This is a genomic window from Paraburkholderia sp. MM5384-R2 (assembly GCF_014201025.1).
Classification (GTDB): Bacteria; Pseudomonadota; Gammaproteobacteria; order Burkholderiales; family Burkholderiaceae; genus Paraburkholderia; species Paraburkholderia tuberum.
Genome location: NZ_JACHDI010000015.1, coordinates 162457 through 178486 on the forward strand (window position 1 = coordinate 162457; position 16030 = coordinate 178486).

Genomic DNA, 16030 nt, shown 5'->3' on the forward strand with positions numbered 1-16030 from the left:
GTTCGGCCTGACGGCACCGACACCATCCAACGGTGCCGTTTTTGCATCCGCCCAAGGTGAGCTCGCGACCGCATCACGGTCGTCAGAGCCAGCCGGCAGCGGATAACCCTTACCGGTCTTTTACATCAGTACCCGCAGTGCCGTTGAGATTCGTAGCGCATCACCGCCCACCGGCAGATGAAAAACGCGAATCCAGTCGCACGGGCTAAGGAGCATTAAATGGATATCTTCATCCAGCAGATCATCAATGGACTGGTACTTGGCAGTGTCTACGCCATCATCGCACTGGGCTATACGATGGTTTACGGCATTCTGGGCATCATCAACTTCGCCCACGGCGACGTGTTGATGGTGGGCGCGATGGTTGCGCTCTCCGCCATAGGTGTGCTGCAGAACCACTTCCCCGGCCTCGGCAATGTGCTGACGCTCGTGATCGCGTTGATCATCGCGGCGGCGGTCTGCGCGGTGGTCGGCTACACGATCGAGCGGGTCGCCTACCGGCCGTTGCGGCGTGCGCCGCGTCTCGCGCCGCTGATCACCGCGATTGGTGTATCGATTCTGCTGCAGACGCTCGCGATGATGATCTGGTCGCGCAATCCGCTGCCGTTCCCGCAGTTGTTGCCCACCGACCCGCTCAACGTGATCAAGGCCACCGACACGACGCCCGGCGCCGTGATCTCGATGACTGAAATCGTGATCATCGTGGCGGCGTTCCTCGTGATGGGCGGCCTCCTGCTGCTCGTGCACAAGACCAGGCTCGGCCGTGCGATGCGCGCGATCGCCGAGAACCCGAACGTCGCGAGTCTGATGGGTGTGAACCCGAACTTCGTGATTTCGGCGACCTTCATGATCGGCTCGGCGCTGGCTGCGCTCGCCGGCGTAATGATCGCGTCCGAATACGGCAACGCGCACTTCTACATGGGCTTCATCCCTGGCCTGAAGGCCTTTACCGCGGCGGTGCTCGGCGGTATCGGCAATCTCGGCGGCGCGATGGTCGGCGGCGTGCTCCTCGGCCTGATCGAGCAGTTGGGTGCCGGCTATATCGGCGACCTCACGGGCGGCGTGTTCGGCAGTAACTACCAGGACGTGTTCGCGTTCATCGTGCTGATCGTCGTGCTGGTGTTCCGTCCGTCGGGCCTGCTCGGCGAACGTGTCGCGGATCGCGCCTGATCCCGGGCCACAAGGAGTCAACAATCATGACCTCAATTCAACCGATCGAGCCGTCCACGACGCTCATCCCCGAAAAGAACCGCACGAAGACGCTGACTATCGGTATTCTCACGGCGTTCTTCGTGATCGCGGCGCCGATGGTCATCGGCGCCGCGGGCGGCAACTACTGGGTCCGCGTGCTCGACTTCGCGATGCTGTACGTGATGCTCGCGCTGGGCCTGAACGTGGTGGTCGGCTTTGCCGGCCTGCTGGACTTGGGCTACATCGCGTTCTACGCGATCGGCGCCTACACGGCCGCGCTGCTCAGCTCACCGCACCTCGCGACGCAATTCGAGTGGATCGCGCATCTCGCGCCGAACGGCATCCACGTGCCGATCTGGATCATCGCGCCGATCGCGATGGCGCTCGCCGCGATGTTCGGGATTCTGCTCGGTGCGCCGACACTGCGTCTGCGTGGCGACTACCTCGCGATCGTGACCCTCGGCTTCGGGGAAATCGTGCGGATCTTCATGAACAACCTCGACCGTCCGGTGAACATCACCAACGGCCCGAAGGGGATCACCGGGATCGATCCGGTGTCCATCGGCGGCTTCAGCCTCGCGCAGACACACTCGCTGTTCGGCATGCAGTTTCCGTCGGTGTACCTGTACTACTACCTGTTCGTGCTGTGCGCGCTGTTCGTGATCTGGACCTGTACGCGTCTGCAGCATTCGCGGATCGGCCGCGCGTGGGCCGCGATCCGCGAAGACGAAATCGCCGCCAAGGCGATGGGCATCAATACCCGTAACGTGAAGCTGCTTGCGTTCGCGATGGGCGCGTCGTTCGGCGGCCTGTCGGGCGCGATGTTCGGCTCGTTCCAGGGCTTCGTGTCGCCGGAATCGTTCACGTTCTGGGAATCGGTCGTGGTGCTCGCCTGCGTGGTGCTCGGCGGCATGGGCCACATTCCGGGCGTGATCCTCGGCGCGGTGCTGCTCGCGGTGTTCCCCGAGTTCCTGCGCTCGACGATGGGTCCGCTGCAGAACATGATTTTCGGCCATGAAATCGTCGATACCGAAGTGATCCGTCAGTTGCTGTACGGCCTCGCGATGGTCGTGATCATGCTGTACCGCTCGGAAGGCTTGTGGCCCGCGCCGAAGCACGAAGACAGGATTGCGAAGCTGGCGAAGCGTGGCGGCAAGAAGCCGGTGCGCGCATAAGGTCCGGTGGAGAAAAAGACATGAGCGATAACGTAAGCAACAACGCGACGACCCGGCTGTCGGTGAAGGGCGTCAACAAGCGCTTCGGCGGGCTGCAAGCGCTTTCCGAGGTCGGCCTGCAGATCCGCGCGGGCGAGATCTACGGCCTGATCGGCCCGAACGGCGCCGGCAAGACCACCTTCTTCAATGTGATCACGGGTCTGTACACGCCGGATTCAGGCGAGTTCAAGCTCGACGGCGAGAGCTACACGCCGACCGCGGTCTATCAGGTCGCGAAGGCGGGCATTGCGCGCACGTTCCAGAACATCCGTCTGTTCGGCGGCATGACCGCGCTCGAAAACGTGATGGTCGGCCGTCATGTGCGCACGAAGCACGGTCTGCTCGGCGCGGTGTTCCAGACGCCGGCCGAACGCCAGGAAGAGCGCGAGATCAAGGAGCGCGCGCTCGAACTGCTCGACTACGTCGGCATTACGCAGTACGCGGACTATACGTCGCGCAACCTGTCGTATGGCCACCAGCGGCGGCTCGAAATCGCGCGTGCGCTGGCGACCGATCCGAAGCTGCTCGCGCTCGACGAACCGGCGGCCGGCATGAACGCCACCGAGAAGGTCGAGCTGACCAGGCTGCTCGACAAGATCCGTGCGGACGGCAAGACGATTCTGCTGATCGAACACGACGTGAAGCTCGTGATGGGTCTGTGCAATCAGATGACGGTGCTCGACTACGGCAAGGTGATTGCGCAAGGTTTGCCGCAGGACGTGCAGAAGGATGCGAAGGTGATCGAAGCTTATCTGGGTGCGGGGGTCCACTGATGTCCACGACGCAAGCAATGTTGAAAATCAAGGGCCTGCAGGTCAACTACGGTGGCATCCAGGCGGTCAAGGGTGTCGATCTCGAGGTCGGGCAGGGCGAGCTTGTCACGCTGATCGGCGCGAACGGCGCGGGCAAAACCACGACGATGAAGGCGATCACCGGCCTGAAGGCGTATGCGGCCGGCGACATCGAGTACATGGGTCAGTCGATCAAGGGCCTGCCCGCGCATGAGCTTCTGAAGCGCGGTCTCGCGATGGTGCCGGAAGGGCGCGGCATTTTCGCGCGCATGTCGATCGTCGAGAACATGCAGATGGGTGCCTATCTGCGCAACGATGTCGATGGCATCAAGTCGGACGTCGAGCGCATGTTCGGCTTCTTTCCGCGTCTGAAGGAGCGTGCATCGCAATACGCGGGCACGCTGTCGGGCGGCGAGCAGCAGATGCTCGCGATGGCACGCGCGATCATCTCGCGGCCCAAACTGCTGCTGCTCGACGAACCGTCGATGGGTCTGTCGCCGATCATGGTCGAGAAGATCTTCGAAGTGGTGCGCCTGATTTCCTCTGAAGGCATGACCGTGCTGCTCGTCGAGCAGAACGCGCGGCTCGCGCTGCAGGCGGCGAATCGCGGCTACGTGATGGACTCCGGTTTGATCACGATGTCGGGCGACGCGAAGCAGATGCTCGACGATCCGAAGGTTCGGGCCGCCTATCTGGGTGAATGAATGGGTGAATAGTTGGACGTATGCCCTTGGCGCATACGTCCGGCTTGCAACGCGCCCCACGATGCAGCGTCGTGGGGCGCGTTTTATTTTTCTGGCTGGGGCGTGAATTATGGGAGTCGACCCATAACCGAACTGATTTCGTCTTTTGTGAACGCACGCAGCGTTTGCGAGCGGACATTGCCGGCTGAGCCGAGCGCGAAGCCGAAAGCGAGAAGGCTCTGCTCGTCTGCCGCTTCGACGACCGAGACAATGTCGTATTCCCCTAAGGTCCAGTAGATCTGCTTCATCTCGCAGCCAAAAGTTTTCGCCGTCTCTGCCGCCTGTCCGGCTCGCTGCGCGCTGTTCTTTACCGCGCGGATACCCTGATCCGTGAATTGCATGAGCACCACATAAGTCACCATGAAGATTCCCCTGAGGATTCAAACGTGTTGGGACTCAGATGCATGAGCCGCCCCGGGGAGCGTCGCGAACCGCCGCAAACGTGTCTTTCCAGCACCGGCGTCGTCTCGTGCGTAAACGATTCTAGGCAATCCAACTGCTCGCCATCTGCTATTTGTCCGAATCCGCAGATATGTGCGCTGCTTGCGGGAGAACCATTGAAAAAGCCGCATGCGTCAAGCAACGCATGCGGCTTTCTTTAATCAGGCGTACGACGCGAATCAACTGGCCGGGGTCGCGTCGGCGTATTGGCCGAGCCGCTTGCCGAGGCTGATCACCGCATCGGTGCGATACCCGAGCGCATCGTAGAACGCCCGTACTTCAGCCGTTGCCGACGACAGTACCTGCAGGTTCAGCTTCGGACAACCAAGCTTCGTCAACTCGCTCTCGACGTGCGCGACGAGCCGCGTGCCGATGCCATGACGTCGCAGCGATGCGTCGACCGCGAGCGAATAAAGCCAGCCGCGGTGTCCATCATAGCCGCCCATTACGGTGCCGACGATGCGTCCATCGAGCACCGCGACGAAGAACAGCTCCGGTTGCGTCGCGAGCTTGTTGGCGATCGACTGACGCGGGTTGCGCTGCGGTCGCGTCACGTCGCGATACTCGGGAAACACGTCCTGCCATAGCGCAATCACGGCTTCGGTATCGGTCGCGTCGAAGCGGCGGATCGACAGCGTCGTGTTCGTCGTCATCGGTGCGCTCCGTGGTTGATTACAGCGAGTCGAGAACCGAGCGCAGCATCGCCAGCATCTGGTCGATTTCTCCGGTCGTCACGTTAAGCGCCGGCATGAAGCGCAGCAGGTTCGGACGCGCGGCGTTCAGCAGCACGCCATCGGGTTGCATGTCGCGCGCCTTCTCGACAATCTGGTTGCCGATGTCCTTGCCGAGCAGCAGCGCGCGCAGCAGACCCTCGCCGCGCTCGCCCTTGAAGCCGCGCTCCTCGGACAGCTCGAGCAGCTTCGTGCGCAGATATTCGCCGCGCGAGCGCACGCCTTCGAGGAAGCCCGGCGCCGTCAGCTGCGAGATCACCGAGTAGCCGACCGCGGTCATCAGCGGATTGCCGTTGTAGGTGCCGCCCTGATCGCCCGCTTCGAACACGGCGATTTCCGCCTTCGACAGCAGCGCCGCGAGCGGCACGCCGCCGCCGATGCCTTTGCCGAGCGTCATGATGTCCGGCTCGATGCCCGACAGTTGATACGCGAACAGCGTGCCGGCGCGACCACAGCCGCTTTGCACTTCGTCGACGATCAGCAAGATGTTGTGTTGTTTCGTCAGCTCGCGCAGTTGCTGCATGAACTCGCGGGTTGCGGGGATCACGCCGCCTTCGCCCTGGATCGGCTCGAGCATCACCGCGACGGTCTTCGCGTTGATCAGCTTTTCCACCGACGCGATGTCGTTCAGGTCCGCCTTCGGGAAGCCCGGCACCTGCGGCGCGTAGATCGTGTCCCAGCCCGGCTTGCCGCTGGCCGACATCGTCGCGAGCGTGCGGCCGTGGAAGCTGTGGTCGAACGTGATGATCTCGAACGCGCCGTCCTTGAACTTCCTGCCCCACTTGCGCGCGAGCTTGATCGCGCCTTCGTTCGCCTCGGCGCCGCTGTTCGCGAAGAACACCTTGTCGAAGCAGCTGTGCTGCGTGAGCAGGCCCGCGAGCTTCGCCATCGGCTCGTTGTAGAACGCCGGCGACGGGTTGATCAGCAGCTTGGCCTGCTGGTTCAGCGCTTCGATCATGCCGTCGTTGCAGTGGCCGAGGCTATTGACCGCCCAGCCCTGAATGAAATCCAGGTAGCGCTTGCCGTTGTTGTCGTAAAGCCACGAGCCTTTGCCGTGCGTGAAAACGATTTCGGGCCGGTTCGTGATGTACATCAGCGAATCGATTGGATACTCATTGAAATTCATGACGGCAGGCTCCAGGCAAAAGGGTAAGAGCAGGGTGAAGAAACGGTGACGGTTTGGCCAATAAAAACGGCGGCCGGAAAAACAGAAAAGCCACGGCATGCCGTGGCTTTCATGATTCGAACAGCTTGCGCCCAGGTTTTGTGTGGCGCGAGTCCGTGACGAAGCCAGCGGCGTCCCTAAGGGAGCGGCGAGCGGCGACGTCGGAATTCGGACTGGATGCGGTTCATGCGCGAAAGAATACGATAAGAAAAGCGCTGGTGTAAACCATGAATTTGCACTGGCGCTGCATCGGGGGAATTTGCCGCCGTGCAATCAGACCGCGTTCGCGAGATCGGCCGCGCTGGTGAACGAGTCCGCGTAGAACTCGTCTTCCGGCAACTGGTGATGCTGCGTGAAGTCGCGCAGCGCCGATTCGACCATCACCGGCGCGCCGCATGCATACACCTGGTAGGCCGACAGATCGGGCAGATCCTCGATCACCGCCCGATGCACGAAGCCCGTCCGGCCCGTCCATGCGTCGCCCGCATCGGGCTCGGAGAGCACCGGCACGAACTTGAAGTTCGGAATCTCGCGCGCCCATTGCTCGGCAAGTTTGAGCAGATACAGGTCTTTCTTGCGGCGCGCGCCCCAGTAGAGCGTCATGGGGCGCGTCATGTTCTTGAACACCGCATGCTCGACGATCGCCTTCAGCGGCGCGAAGCCGGTGCCCGACGCGAGCAGCACGATCGGCTTGTCCGAGTCTTCGCGCAGGAAGAACGTGCCGAGCGGCGCTTCGAAGCGCAGGATGTCGCGCTCCTTCAACGTATTGAACACATGGTCGGTGAACGCACCGCCGGGCATGTGGCGGATGTGCAGCTCGACCGGGCCTTCGACGTGCGGCGCGCTCGCCATCGAATAGCTGCGGCGCTTGCCGTCCTTCAGGATGAATTCGAGGTACTGGCCGGCCAGATATTGCAGACGTTCGTTGGCGGGCAGTTGCAGCTTCACGACGATCACGTCGTCGGCCTTGCGCTCGATCGCGTTCACGCGGCACGGCAGCTTCTTGACCTGCACATCGCCGACGCCGGCCACTTCGCGGATGTCGACTTCGAGATCGGAGCACGCGCTCGCGCAGCACAGGAGCGCCATGCCGCGCGTCTTTTCGTCGTTCGACAGCGCCGACGACGAGTGCGCGCGCTGTTCGACCTCGCCGCTCACGACCGTGCCTTTGCACGAACCGCACGCGCCGTTCTTGCAGCCGTACGGCAGGCCGATGCCTTGACGCAGCGCTGCGGAGAGCACCGGTTCGTCCTGTTCTACCTGAAACTGCCGGCCGGTTTGCCGGAGCGTGACGTTAAATGCCATAAAGTGTTCGGAATCGAAAATTCGGAATCGTAATCGGACCCGCCGGATCAACCGCGCGGTACCTGTTGCGTGTGACCGCTACAATGCGCCCACCATGAAAGCGACACGAAACTTCCGCCGGCCGCGCGTGCTGATCGTAGGATGCGGCGACGTCGGCATGCGCTGCGTGCCCCTGTTGCGGCCGCGCGCGCGTATCTTCGCGTTGACGAGCCATGCCGCGCGCTGCGATGAGTTGCGCGCCGCGGGCGTGATGCCGCTCGTCGGCGATCTCGACGCGCGCGGCAGCCTCAAACGGCTCGCGCGCCTCGCGCCGACGGTGCTGCATCTCGCGCCGCCGCAGAAGTCCGGCGACGACGATCGACGCACTCGCGCGCTGCTTGCAACCTTAGGTGCCGCGGGCCGCATGAACGCTTGCGCGGCGAGGTCGTCCGTCGCGCCGATCGCGCGGTTGCGCCGTGCGCGCGCTTCAGGTCGGGATGCTGAAACACCCGATATTGTACCCGACGGGGTGCGCCGGACCGGCGCTTCGCGCGCACCGGTGCGCATCGTTTACGCGAGCACGACGGGGGTCTACGGCGATTGCGGCGGCGCGTGGATCGACGAAACGCGCGCGCCGCGGCCCGCGAATGCGCGCGCCAAACGTCGCGTGTCGGCCGAGCGGCAGTTGCGGCGCGCGACTGCGCGCGGCAGCGTCGCCACGAGCATCGCGCGGATCCCGGGCATCTATGCGCGCAACCGTCTGCCGCTCGCGCGGCTCGAAAGAGGCACGCCGGCGCTCGTCGATGCCGACGATGTCTACACGAATCACATCCACGCCGACGACCTCGCCGCGATCCTCGTGCGTCTCGCCACGCATGGCCGGCCCGCGCGCGCACTGCACGCGTCCGACGATTCGTCGCTGAAAATGGGGGAGTATTTCGACGCGGTCGCCGATGCGTTCGGGCTCGCGCGCCCGCCGCGCATCACGAGAGAGCAGGCGGAGCAGCAGATCGATCCAATGCTGCTGTCGTTCATGCGCGAGTCGCGCCGGCTCGTGAACCGGCGTCTGAAGGAGGAATTGCGGGTACGTCTGCGCTATCCGAGCGTCGAGGATTTTTTGCGCGAGGCGAACGGGAAACGCGGCTAGGCCGGCAGCAGAAACAAAATATCGCCTCGCGAGGGCGGAGTTGCCCCGCAAAGCGTATCCGCCGCACCGCATCAATGCGCCGCACAAAACGAGCTGCGCGGTCCAACCGGCATCAGGTCAGCGCAGGCAGCACTTCCAGCAATAGGAAGCACAGCATGCCGCCGATCAATGCGCCGATCAGATTCGGATGGTACTTGTGCCGCAGCCGCATGATGACCAGCAATCCGCCGACCAGCAGCAGTGCAAGGCAGATAAACGCGGTCATCGCGTGCGAAAACGCCATCGTGCCGTCGATTTGCATGACGCCCCTCCTTGAAACCTTTGTAGTCGTTTGTTTAGACGAGTATAGGGCGACATGTAAGCAACGGCATGCTGCAACGCAAGGGCCTATGTTCGGTGCACCGCAATGCGCGCGGGTTTTCTCCGGCGCATCAAAGGCTTAGGCGGGCCCTCGTTGCGGCTAGTCGTTTACCCGGCCCGCAGCGCGGCAAGACCCGCTGCGTCGAGCCATTGCCATGCGCCGGGCGCGAGCGCCGCGGGAAGCGCAAGCCCACCGATCCGTTCGCGATGCAGCGCCTCGCAGCGGTTGCCCGAGGCCGCGATCATCCGCTTGACCTGGTGGTATTTGCCTTCGAGCACGGTGAGCGCGAGCGTGTGAGTGTCGCGCGCCTGGGCGTCGAGCGCGGCGCTGGGTTTCGTTTCGCCGTGCAGCAGCACGCCGTCGCGCAGCGCGGCGAGCTGCGCGTCGTCGAGCGGATGGCGCGTGGTCGCGACGTAGAGCTTCGGCACCTTGCGTTTCGGCGACGTGAACTGATGCACGAACTTGCCGTCGTCGGAGAGCAGCAGGAGGCCCGTGGTGTCCTGATCGAGACGGCCGACGCACTGCACGCCGCGCTCGGCGAACTGCGGCGGCAGCAGGCTGAACACGCTCAGATGATGCTGCGGATCGCGCGAGCATTCGTAGCCGATGGGCTTGTTCAGCAGCAGATACGCGTGCTCGCGATACGGCCATTCGACGCCGTCGACGCTAAAACACAACGCGCCGCCATCAACAGCGAAATCGGCGTCGGCATCGGTGCAAATCGCACCGTCGACGCTGACGCGGCCGTCGCCGATCAGCGCACGACATTGGCGACGCGAACCGAAACCTTGAGTAAAGAGAATACTTTCGAGATTCATGGCGAGCGAAGAATAACACCGCAAGAAGCGGAGCGCCCCGCAGGCCCTGAGCGCCGACGATGAATGCCTCACGTCAAACCTCGGGAGTGCATCGATGTCCGCCACGTCTTCCCCTTCGTCGTCTTCGCCGTCCGATGCGCGACGTCTGCCCCGCGCATTCCAGCGCCTCGCCTGGTCGAACCTGTGTGCGCAATCGGCGGAGCAGATCAGCCTCGCCGCCGCGCCGCTCGTCGCGGTGTTCGCGCTCGGCGCCGACGCGCGCGATACCGGGCTGCTGCAAACCGCGCAGACGCTGCCGTTCCTGTTGCTGTCGATGCCGTTCGGCGTCTGGGCCGACCGCCGCTCGCGCCGCGTGCTGATGACGCTCGCCGAGAGCGTGCGGGTCTGCGCGATGCTGTGCGTGCTGCTGCTGGTGCTCACGCATGCGCTGAACCTGCCGCTGCTCGGCGCGCTAGGCTTCGTCGCCGCGACGGGTACGGTCGCCTACAACGTTGCGGCGCCGTCGCTGGTGCCGTCGATCGTGCCGCGCGACGCCTATGCGAGCGCGAACGGCCGGCTCGAACTCGCGCGCAGCGTCGCGTATTCGGCGGGGCCGGCGCTGGGCGGCGTGCTGGTCGGCTGGATCGGCGCGGGTTGGGCGTATGGCGGCGCGGCGGTGTTGTCGGCGTTCGCGGTCGCGTTGCTGGCGGGATTGCGCGAGCCGCCGCGCGCGGCCGCGCCGCGGCGGCACTTCATGCTGGAGTTGCGCGACGGCACGCGCTTCGTGCTGCGCGATCCGTTGCTGCTGCCGATGCTGCTGACCGCCGTGTTCTTCAATCTCGGCTTCTTCATCCTGCAGGCGGTCTATGTGCCTTACGCGGTGCATCGGCTGGGGCTCAATGCCTCGGCGGTCGGCGTGACGCTCGGCGCATACGGGGTCGGCATGGTCTGCGGCGCGCTCGCCGCGCCCGCGGTCGTGCGGCGTCTCGCATTCGGCCGTCTGCTGACGGTCGGACCGTCGTGCGGGCTGCTCGCGTCGCTCGTGATGGTGGCGACGCTGATCGTCCCATCGTTCTGGCTCGCGCTCGCGAGCTTCTTCCTGCTCGGCGCGGGACCAATCCTGTGGGTCGTCGGCTCGACCACGCTGCGTCAGGCGATCACGCCCGAACGGATGATCGGCCGCGTGTCCGCGCTGATCAGCACCGCCACCTACGGCGCGCGGCCGGTGGGCGCGCTGCTCGGCGCCGCGCTCAGCGCGCGCTGGAGCATCGACGTGTGTCTGGTCGCGGCGTCGTTCGCGTTCGTCGTGCAGGCGCTGATCATCGTGATGTCGCCGGCGGCGCGGCTGCTGGGCATTCCCGAACAGAGCGCGGCGGCGTGCTGAGCGGCGGAGCTCGGCACGCGGTGAAGCCACCCGTCGCTCCGATGAAAATGGATTTTCATCGGGGCGCAACAAGGCTCGGCTGCCGAACCCCTTGTCTGAAGGGCCGTAGGCCGCCCCAGTTATTGGGATGTCGCACACTGAACTTCAAGGGCCTACGCGTAGCCGCGCCACATGTGCCAGAGTGGGTGCGACAAAGTTCGTGCGACTGGCCTACGTTCGCGCCAAAGTTGTAGCATGTCTCCGGCCGCGATCGGCCGGAGCCGACCCGGATCTGCCCTCCGCCCCAATGCGGACTCGGCGGCGGCTTTCAAAGTAGAACGGCCGCCTGTTGGTGCATCCGCGCTGCAGGCGCTTGCTGCCCATACGCAGTCGTTTTCGCCAGGGAGAACCGAGAACTCCTGGCGTCCACCTGGGTAGCCCGTCACAACGCAGTACGTGCGATACTTCGCTGCCATCGCCATGCTATGCCACCAGGATCTCGAATTTTGTTATACATCCGTAAGTATTCGTATTTTTCCGTGTCGCGATGAGTGATTCTCGCGAGCGGGGGAGGTTCTTGGGGCGATTAGGCTATGTCTTGATTGTAGTGCTGCTGCGCGTCTTCGCAGTCCTTCCCTATACGCTCGTCGCAAGGTTCGGCAGCGCGCTTGGGGCAATGTTATATGCACTTCCAGGCTCCCGAAAACATATCGCTCTCGTCAATCTGCGTCTCTGTTTTCCGGGCAAGAGCGAGTGCGAGTACGACGACCTTGCCAGAAACCATTTTCGCCACGTCGTTCGAAGCTATCTCGAACGAGGCATTCAATGGTTCGGCAGCGCGCGGAGGATACGAAAGCTGGTCCACATCGAAAGTCGAATCGATCTGGAAGACAGGAATGCTCCACCGACCATCTTTCTTGGCTTCCATTTCGTGAGCATCGAGGTCGGCTGCATACTCTACTCAACGCGCGCGCCCGCCGCCTCACTATATACACGCATGTCGAACGCGCGCCTTTGCAGTCTAGCCAAGCGGCAACGCGGCAGATTTGGCGCCGAGATGATTGAACGTTCGACAAGCGCCAGAAAGATCGTCGGCTTACTTCGTTCAGGCAAACCAGTCATGCTGGCTGCTGACATGGATCACGGCATACACAACTCCGTTTTTGTGCCGTTTTTTGGCGTCCCCGCGTGCACACTCACTTCGGTTTCGCGCCTTGCTCGACTGGCCCATGCGCGGGTTGTACCATTCGTGACTGAAGTATTGCCCGACTACCGCGGGTATAAGCTGACCATCTTCGAGCCGCTCAGCGACTTTCCTTCAGAAAGTGAGACGATCGACGCGCGCCGAATGAATGAATTTCTTGAAACGCAGATCAATCGGTGCCCAGAGCAATATTACTGGGTGCATCGACGCTTCAAGAATCGTCCACCGGGCGTGCCAGGTGTGTACTGAGCACACCGTCCGTAAGGCATGCGACCGTTCCTGGTTGTGTGCTTCCGTGAGGTGACGCAATGAGCTCGACTGACAGGCATAGGTCCGCTATCTGAGTGGATCGGACGTTTGAGTGTCTGTCCGAATGCTCGAGCGTATGGCCGTTCGTGGCCGGGCGCGGTCCGATAGCTGAATTGAGAACCGCTTGCCGGCCCGCAGCGGATGATCGTCCCAAGTCGGACCCGCAACGGCCAATTAGCTGTATTAGCCGACCGACCGAGGCGTCTACTTCCTGTTCTGAAACGGACGGCCGCAGTCCTCTCCGTCATGCAGGCGTTACCACGGCGGGTAGAAGGTATTGCCGAAACGCACTGGCATTCGCTGGCGTGCAGCAAGTCCATCCAGCGCTGCTTGTCTCAACTCAACATATCGGCCCGCTATACCGTCAGTGGCGATCAACAGAGCGCACCCCATGACGGTCCCGGCGATCGTGGGAAACGATCCTGCACCGTGTAACGAACTATTTCGCCAATCGGCCAAAGCATCTGGCCCAGGCTTGTCCTCCAATTGCACCAGGCGACCGAATATTTCATCCAGATATCGCCCAGCCGCCTCCCCGGCAACCCTCGCTCGATAGAGCATCAGCAAGTCTCGGATGCTATTGCATTGCCCATTGCCGCGCTGCTCGGGGCGGTACGTCCTCAAGCGTCCCGACTCCCCGCCACGCCTCGGTACATCAAACTCCGCCAAAACGCGCCCGCTCATGTCGACGAATTCCGCGCACTTCAACTTGATGAGCCCCTCCAGCACGGGAAACGCGAGATACGTAAGCGTCAACAACGAATTCGCAGTCAACTCTTGTACATGTACGCTTTGAATCTGCGTGATCAAGGCTTCTCGATGCCAATCGCTCGGACGCAAGCCCGGATTTCGAGCTGTCACCAATGCACAGTGGATTGCCGTCGACAGCAGTTCACGAAGCTCGGACTGTTCAGGCTGAAACACGTCAGCACGGCGACATAAGAGAACCTCCGCGCACCACGACCACAGTAGCTGATGGTCCGCGTCGACAACCGTAGTGAGTCCTGGCAATAACACGACCTTAGTTAAGCCCACAATCGCCGCGCACAGCGCGTCAAACTCTATCTCATGAAAGTTGACGGCTACGAGGACTTCGGTCGGTGAAAACCCTCGAAATAATGAAAATGAATTTTTTTCGGCGAGTGTTTCATGTAAATATAATTTCATCCAATACGCGTTGAACAACCGCGCCTTTCCGCTCGCATGATCCATCACCCGTCCGCTGTGTCGAACCCCGCCGAGCAGGCCATTGCCGCGCGCATCACCGCCGCGATGCCGACGCTCACGCCAATCCACCAGCGCATGGGCGAGTACGTGCTGGCCCATCTGTTCCGCGCGGCGACGATGCGTATCGACGAGCTCGCGAGCGTGGTCGGCGCTTCGGTCGCGAGCGCGAATCGCTTTGCGCGCGCGCTCGGCTTCGACGGTTATCCGCAGTTTCGCGAGGCACTCGTGCGTGGCTTCGAGGCGACGCTCGCGCCGGTCGAGCGGCTGCGCAGCGCGCAGGAAACGCTCGCGGCCGGTGACGATCTGATCGACGCGTCGCTCGAGCAGGCCGCCAACAATCTGCACGCAACGCGTACGTCGATCGATCGCGCGACCGCCGACGCCGCCGTCGACGCGATCATCGCCGCGCGTCGCGTATTCGTGATCGGCTTCGGCGCCAGCGCGTTTCTCGCGAGCCTGATGGAGCACGGACTGCTGCCGTATCACGACAACGTGCATTCGCTGGCGCTGAGCGGCGGGCCGTCGCATGCGGCGCGGCACCTCGTGGGTTCGGGCCCGGGCGATCTCGTGATCGGCATCGCGTTTCCGCGCTATGTCGAGGACACGATCGAGCTCGCGCGCCGCGCCTCCGAACGCGGCGCACGCGTGCTCGCGCTCACCGACGGTCCGCGCTCGCCGCTCGTGCGGTTCGCGGACCTGGCGCTGTATGTCCGCACCGACCGGCGTCTCGCGTCGAATGCCGATTCGGCCGTGCTCGCGGTCATCGAGGCGTTGTGCGACGCGGTCGCGTATCGCGCGCAACGCTCGGTCAAGGCGGCCGCCGAGGTCAGCGAGTTCGTGCTGCCGTGGCTGTTCGATCCGCAGTCGGGCGCGGCCGGCGCCGCGCAGGAGCCGGCGCGCGCCCTGAGCAAAGCCGCGCGCGCGAAGGCCGCAAGGCTAAAACACAACGACGGCGCAAAGGCCGACAGTACCCAAGCCGGAAGCACGAAAGCCAGGGATGCCGAAGCAAAAGCCATCTCAGCACCCCGCACTCCCCGAACCACCCGCACTCCACGATCCAAACGATGAACTCCAACGCAGTCATTGCCATTCACGGCGGGGCAGGGACGATCCTGCGCACGTCGATGTCGGCCAGCGCCGAAACCGGATATCACGCGGCGCTCAACGCGGTGCTGAGCGCTGGCCAGCGCGTGCTCGCCGACGGCGGCAGCGCGCTCGACGCGGTCAGCGAAGCGGTGCGGCTGCTCGAAGACTGCGCGCTCTTCAATGCGGGCCACGGCGCGGTCTACACGGCGGCCGGCACGCACGAGCTCGACGCCGCGATCATGGACGGCCGCACGCTCGACGCGGGCGCGATCTGTTGCGTGAAGCGCGTGCGCAATCCGATTCTCGCCGCGCGCCGCGTGCTCGAGCGCAGCGACCACGTGCTGTTCACCGGTGACGGCGCGGAAGCGTTCGCGGCCGCGCAGGGGCTCGAGTTCGTCGACAACAGCTACTTCGATACCGACGCGCGCTATCGCCAATGGCAACTGGCCCGTGAGCAGCAGCGTCCGATGCTCGATCACGACGCCGCGACGCTCGCGTCCACGGCTTCGAGCAGCGACGACCCGACGCCGCACGAGCCGATCGATCCGAATCGCAAGTTCGGCACCGTCGGCGCAGTCGCGCTCGACCGACACGGGCATCTCGCCGCGGCGACCTCGACGGGCGGCGTGACCAACAAGCAGGTGGGCCGCGTCGGCGATACGCCGCTGATCGGCGCGGGCTGCTACGCGGACGACGCGACCTGCGCGGTATCGACCACCGGCGCGGGCGAAATGTTCATGCGCATGGTCGCCGCCTACGACGTGGCCGCGCAGATGGCCTATCGCCAGGTCTCGCTCGAAGAAGCCGCGCACGAAGTCGTGATGAACCGCTTGCCGAAGATCGACGGACGCGGCGGCCTCGTCGCCGTCGACGCGCGGGGCAACGTCACGCTGCCGTTCAATACCGAGGGTATGTACCGCGGTTTCGCGCGGCTCGGCGAAGCGCCCGTGACGGCGATCTATCGCTAGCCGCTGAC

At 63.7% G+C, this 16030-nt stretch carries 16 protein-coding genes; 9 read left to right on the forward strand and 7 right to left on the reverse strand.

From position 1 onward, the window contains the following. Positions 1-219: 219 nt before the first annotated feature. Genes HDG37_RS23145 through HDG37_RS23160 form a run of 4 tightly spaced genes read left to right on the forward strand, consistent with a single transcriptional unit; the run spans position 220 to position 3900 of the window. Positions 220-1170, forward strand: a complete 951-nt coding sequence (locus tag HDG37_RS23145; RefSeq protein WP_184051600.1) for a branched-chain amino acid ABC transporter permease — start codon at positions 220-222, stop codon at positions 1168-1170. A gap of 26 nt (positions 1171-1196) precedes the next feature. Then, positions 1197-2366, forward strand: a complete 1170-nt coding sequence (locus tag HDG37_RS23150) for an ABC transporter permease subunit (RefSeq protein ID WP_184051602.1) — start codon at positions 1197-1199, stop codon at positions 2364-2366. A gap of 20 nt (positions 2367-2386) precedes the next feature. Further along, positions 2387-3178, forward strand: coding sequence for an ABC transporter ATP-binding protein (locus HDG37_RS23155; protein ID WP_184023151.1), 792 nt, complete (start codon positions 2387-2389; stop codon positions 3176-3178). 17 nt (positions 3179-3195) lie between these two features. After that, positions 3196-3900 carry an ABC transporter ATP-binding protein gene (locus tag HDG37_RS23160; RefSeq protein ID WP_409258974.1) on the forward strand — a complete coding sequence of 235 codons (705 nt, stop codon included), beginning with the start codon at positions 3196-3198 and terminating at the stop codon, positions 3898-3900. A gap of 107 nt (positions 3901-4007) precedes the next feature. Here the strand turns inward: HDG37_RS23160 and HDG37_RS23165 are convergent, their stop codons facing one another. The 4 genes from HDG37_RS23165 to HDG37_RS23180 form a co-directional block, all read right to left on the reverse strand. Then, positions 4008-4301 carry a GYD domain-containing protein gene (locus HDG37_RS23165; protein ID WP_184051604.1) on the reverse strand — a complete coding sequence of 98 codons (294 nt, stop codon included), beginning with the start codon at positions 4299-4301 and terminating at the stop codon, positions 4008-4010. Between the two features lie 258 nt (positions 4302-4559). Then, the gene (locus tag HDG37_RS23170; protein ID WP_184051606.1) at positions 4560-5033 is read right to left on the reverse strand and encodes a GNAT family acetyltransferase; all 474 of its coding nucleotides are present in this window, start codon (positions 5031-5033) and stop codon (positions 4560-4562) included. Between the two features lie 19 nt (positions 5034-5052). Further along, positions 5053-6237: an acetylornithine transaminase gene (locus HDG37_RS23175; RefSeq protein ID WP_184051607.1), complete on the reverse strand. Its 1185-nt coding sequence runs from the start codon at positions 6235-6237 to the stop codon at positions 5053-5055. 312 nt (positions 6238-6549) lie between these two features. Beyond that, positions 6550-7581: a CDP-6-deoxy-delta-3,4-glucoseen reductase gene (locus HDG37_RS23180; RefSeq protein WP_184051609.1), complete on the reverse strand. Its 1032-nt coding sequence runs from the start codon at positions 7579-7581 to the stop codon at positions 6550-6552. A gap of 94 nt (positions 7582-7675) precedes the next feature. On the opposite strand from HDG37_RS23180, the gene HDG37_RS23185 reads away from it, so the two are divergent. After that, on the forward strand, positions 7676-8707 hold the full coding sequence (locus HDG37_RS23185; RefSeq protein ID WP_184051612.1) for an SDR family NAD(P)-dependent oxidoreductase: 1032 nt from the start codon (positions 7676-7678) through the stop codon (positions 8705-8707). A gap of 112 nt (positions 8708-8819) precedes the next feature. On the opposite strand, the gene HDG37_RS23190 is transcribed toward HDG37_RS23185, so the two are convergent. After that, positions 8820-9008, reverse strand: a complete 189-nt coding sequence (locus HDG37_RS23190) for a hypothetical protein (RefSeq protein ID WP_184051614.1) — start codon at positions 9006-9008, stop codon at positions 8820-8822. A gap of 167 nt (positions 9009-9175) precedes the next feature. Next, positions 9176-9886, reverse strand: coding sequence for a pseudouridine synthase (locus HDG37_RS23195; protein ID WP_184051616.1), 711 nt, complete (start codon positions 9884-9886; stop codon positions 9176-9178). 94 nt (positions 9887-9980) lie between these two features. Between HDG37_RS23195 and HDG37_RS23200 the strand changes: the two genes are divergently transcribed. Then, on the forward strand, positions 9981-11249 hold the full coding sequence (locus HDG37_RS23200) for an MFS transporter (protein ID WP_184051618.1): 1269 nt from the start codon (positions 9981-9983) through the stop codon (positions 11247-11249). Between the two features lie 526 nt (positions 11250-11775). Beyond that, positions 11776-12681 carry a lipid A biosynthesis lauroyl acyltransferase gene (locus HDG37_RS23205; protein ID WP_184051620.1) on the forward strand — a complete coding sequence of 302 codons (906 nt, stop codon included), beginning with the start codon at positions 11776-11778 and terminating at the stop codon, positions 12679-12681. A 315-nt stretch (positions 12682-12996) separates the two neighbouring features. On the opposite strand, the gene HDG37_RS23210 is transcribed toward HDG37_RS23205, so the two are convergent. After that, on the reverse strand, positions 12997-13953 hold the full coding sequence (locus HDG37_RS23210) for a hypothetical protein (protein WP_184051622.1): 957 nt from the start codon (positions 13951-13953) through the stop codon (positions 12997-12999). Here HDG37_RS23210 and HDG37_RS23215 point away from each other — a divergent pair. Beyond that, positions 13945-15036: a MurR/RpiR family transcriptional regulator gene (locus tag HDG37_RS23215; RefSeq protein ID WP_184051624.1), complete on the forward strand. Its 1092-nt coding sequence runs from the start codon at positions 13945-13947 to the stop codon at positions 15034-15036. The two genes, HDG37_RS23210 and HDG37_RS23215, sit on opposite strands and share 9 nt — an antisense overlap. Next, positions 15033-16022 carry an isoaspartyl peptidase/L-asparaginase family protein gene (locus tag HDG37_RS23220; protein WP_184051626.1) on the forward strand — a complete coding sequence of 330 codons (990 nt, stop codon included), beginning with the start codon at positions 15033-15035 and terminating at the stop codon, positions 16020-16022. Before HDG37_RS23215 ends, HDG37_RS23220 begins: the two co-directional genes overlap by 4 nt. The last annotated feature ends 8 nt before the right edge of the window (positions 16023-16030 follow it).

Coding starts and splice junctions, on each gene's coding strand:
- HDG37_RS23145 (WP_184051600.1), top strand. CDS start 220: ATGGATATCTTCATCCAGCAGATCATCAATGGACTGGTACTTGGCAGT.
- HDG37_RS23150 (WP_184051602.1), top strand. CDS start 1,197: ATGACCTCAATTCAACCGATCGAGCCGTCCACGACGCTCATCCCCGAA.
- HDG37_RS23155 (WP_184023151.1), top strand. CDS start 2,387: ATGAGCGATAACGTAAGCAACAACGCGACGACCCGGCTGTCGGTGAAG.
- HDG37_RS23160 (WP_409258974.1), top strand. CDS start 3,196: ATGTTGAAAATCAAGGGCCTGCAGGTCAACTACGGTGGCATCCAGGCG.
- HDG37_RS23165 (WP_184051604.1), bottom strand. CDS start 4,301: ATGGTGACTTATGTGGTGCTCATGCAATTCACGGATCAGGGTATCCGC.
- HDG37_RS23170 (WP_184051606.1), bottom strand. CDS start 5,033: ATGACGACGAACACGACGCTGTCGATCCGCCGCTTCGACGCGACCGAT.
- HDG37_RS23175 (WP_184051607.1), bottom strand. CDS start 6,237: ATGAATTTCAATGAGTATCCAATCGATTCGCTGATGTACATCACGAAC.
- HDG37_RS23180 (WP_184051609.1), bottom strand. CDS start 7,581: ATGGCATTTAACGTCACGCTCCGGCAAACCGGCCGGCAGTTTCAGGTA.
- HDG37_RS23185 (WP_184051612.1), top strand. CDS start 7,676: ATGAAAGCGACACGAAACTTCCGCCGGCCGCGCGTGCTGATCGTAGGA.
- HDG37_RS23190 (WP_184051614.1), bottom strand. CDS start 9,008: ATGCAAATCGACGGCACGATGGCGTTTTCGCACGCGATGACCGCGTTT.
- HDG37_RS23195 (WP_184051616.1), bottom strand. CDS start 9,886: ATGAATCTCGAAAGTATTCTCTTTACTCAAGGTTTCGGTTCGCGTCGC.
- HDG37_RS23200 (WP_184051618.1), top strand. CDS start 9,981: ATGTCCGCCACGTCTTCCCCTTCGTCGTCTTCGCCGTCCGATGCGCGA.
- HDG37_RS23205 (WP_184051620.1), top strand. CDS start 11,776: ATGAGTGATTCTCGCGAGCGGGGGAGGTTCTTGGGGCGATTAGGCTAT.
- HDG37_RS23215 (WP_184051624.1), top strand. CDS start 13,945: ATGATCCATCACCCGTCCGCTGTGTCGAACCCCGCCGAGCAGGCCATT.
- HDG37_RS23210 (WP_184051622.1), bottom strand. CDS start 13,953: ATGGATCATGCGAGCGGAAAGGCGCGGTTGTTCAACGCGTATTGGATG.
- HDG37_RS23220 (WP_184051626.1), top strand. CDS start 15,033: ATGAACTCCAACGCAGTCATTGCCATTCACGGCGGGGCAGGGACGATC.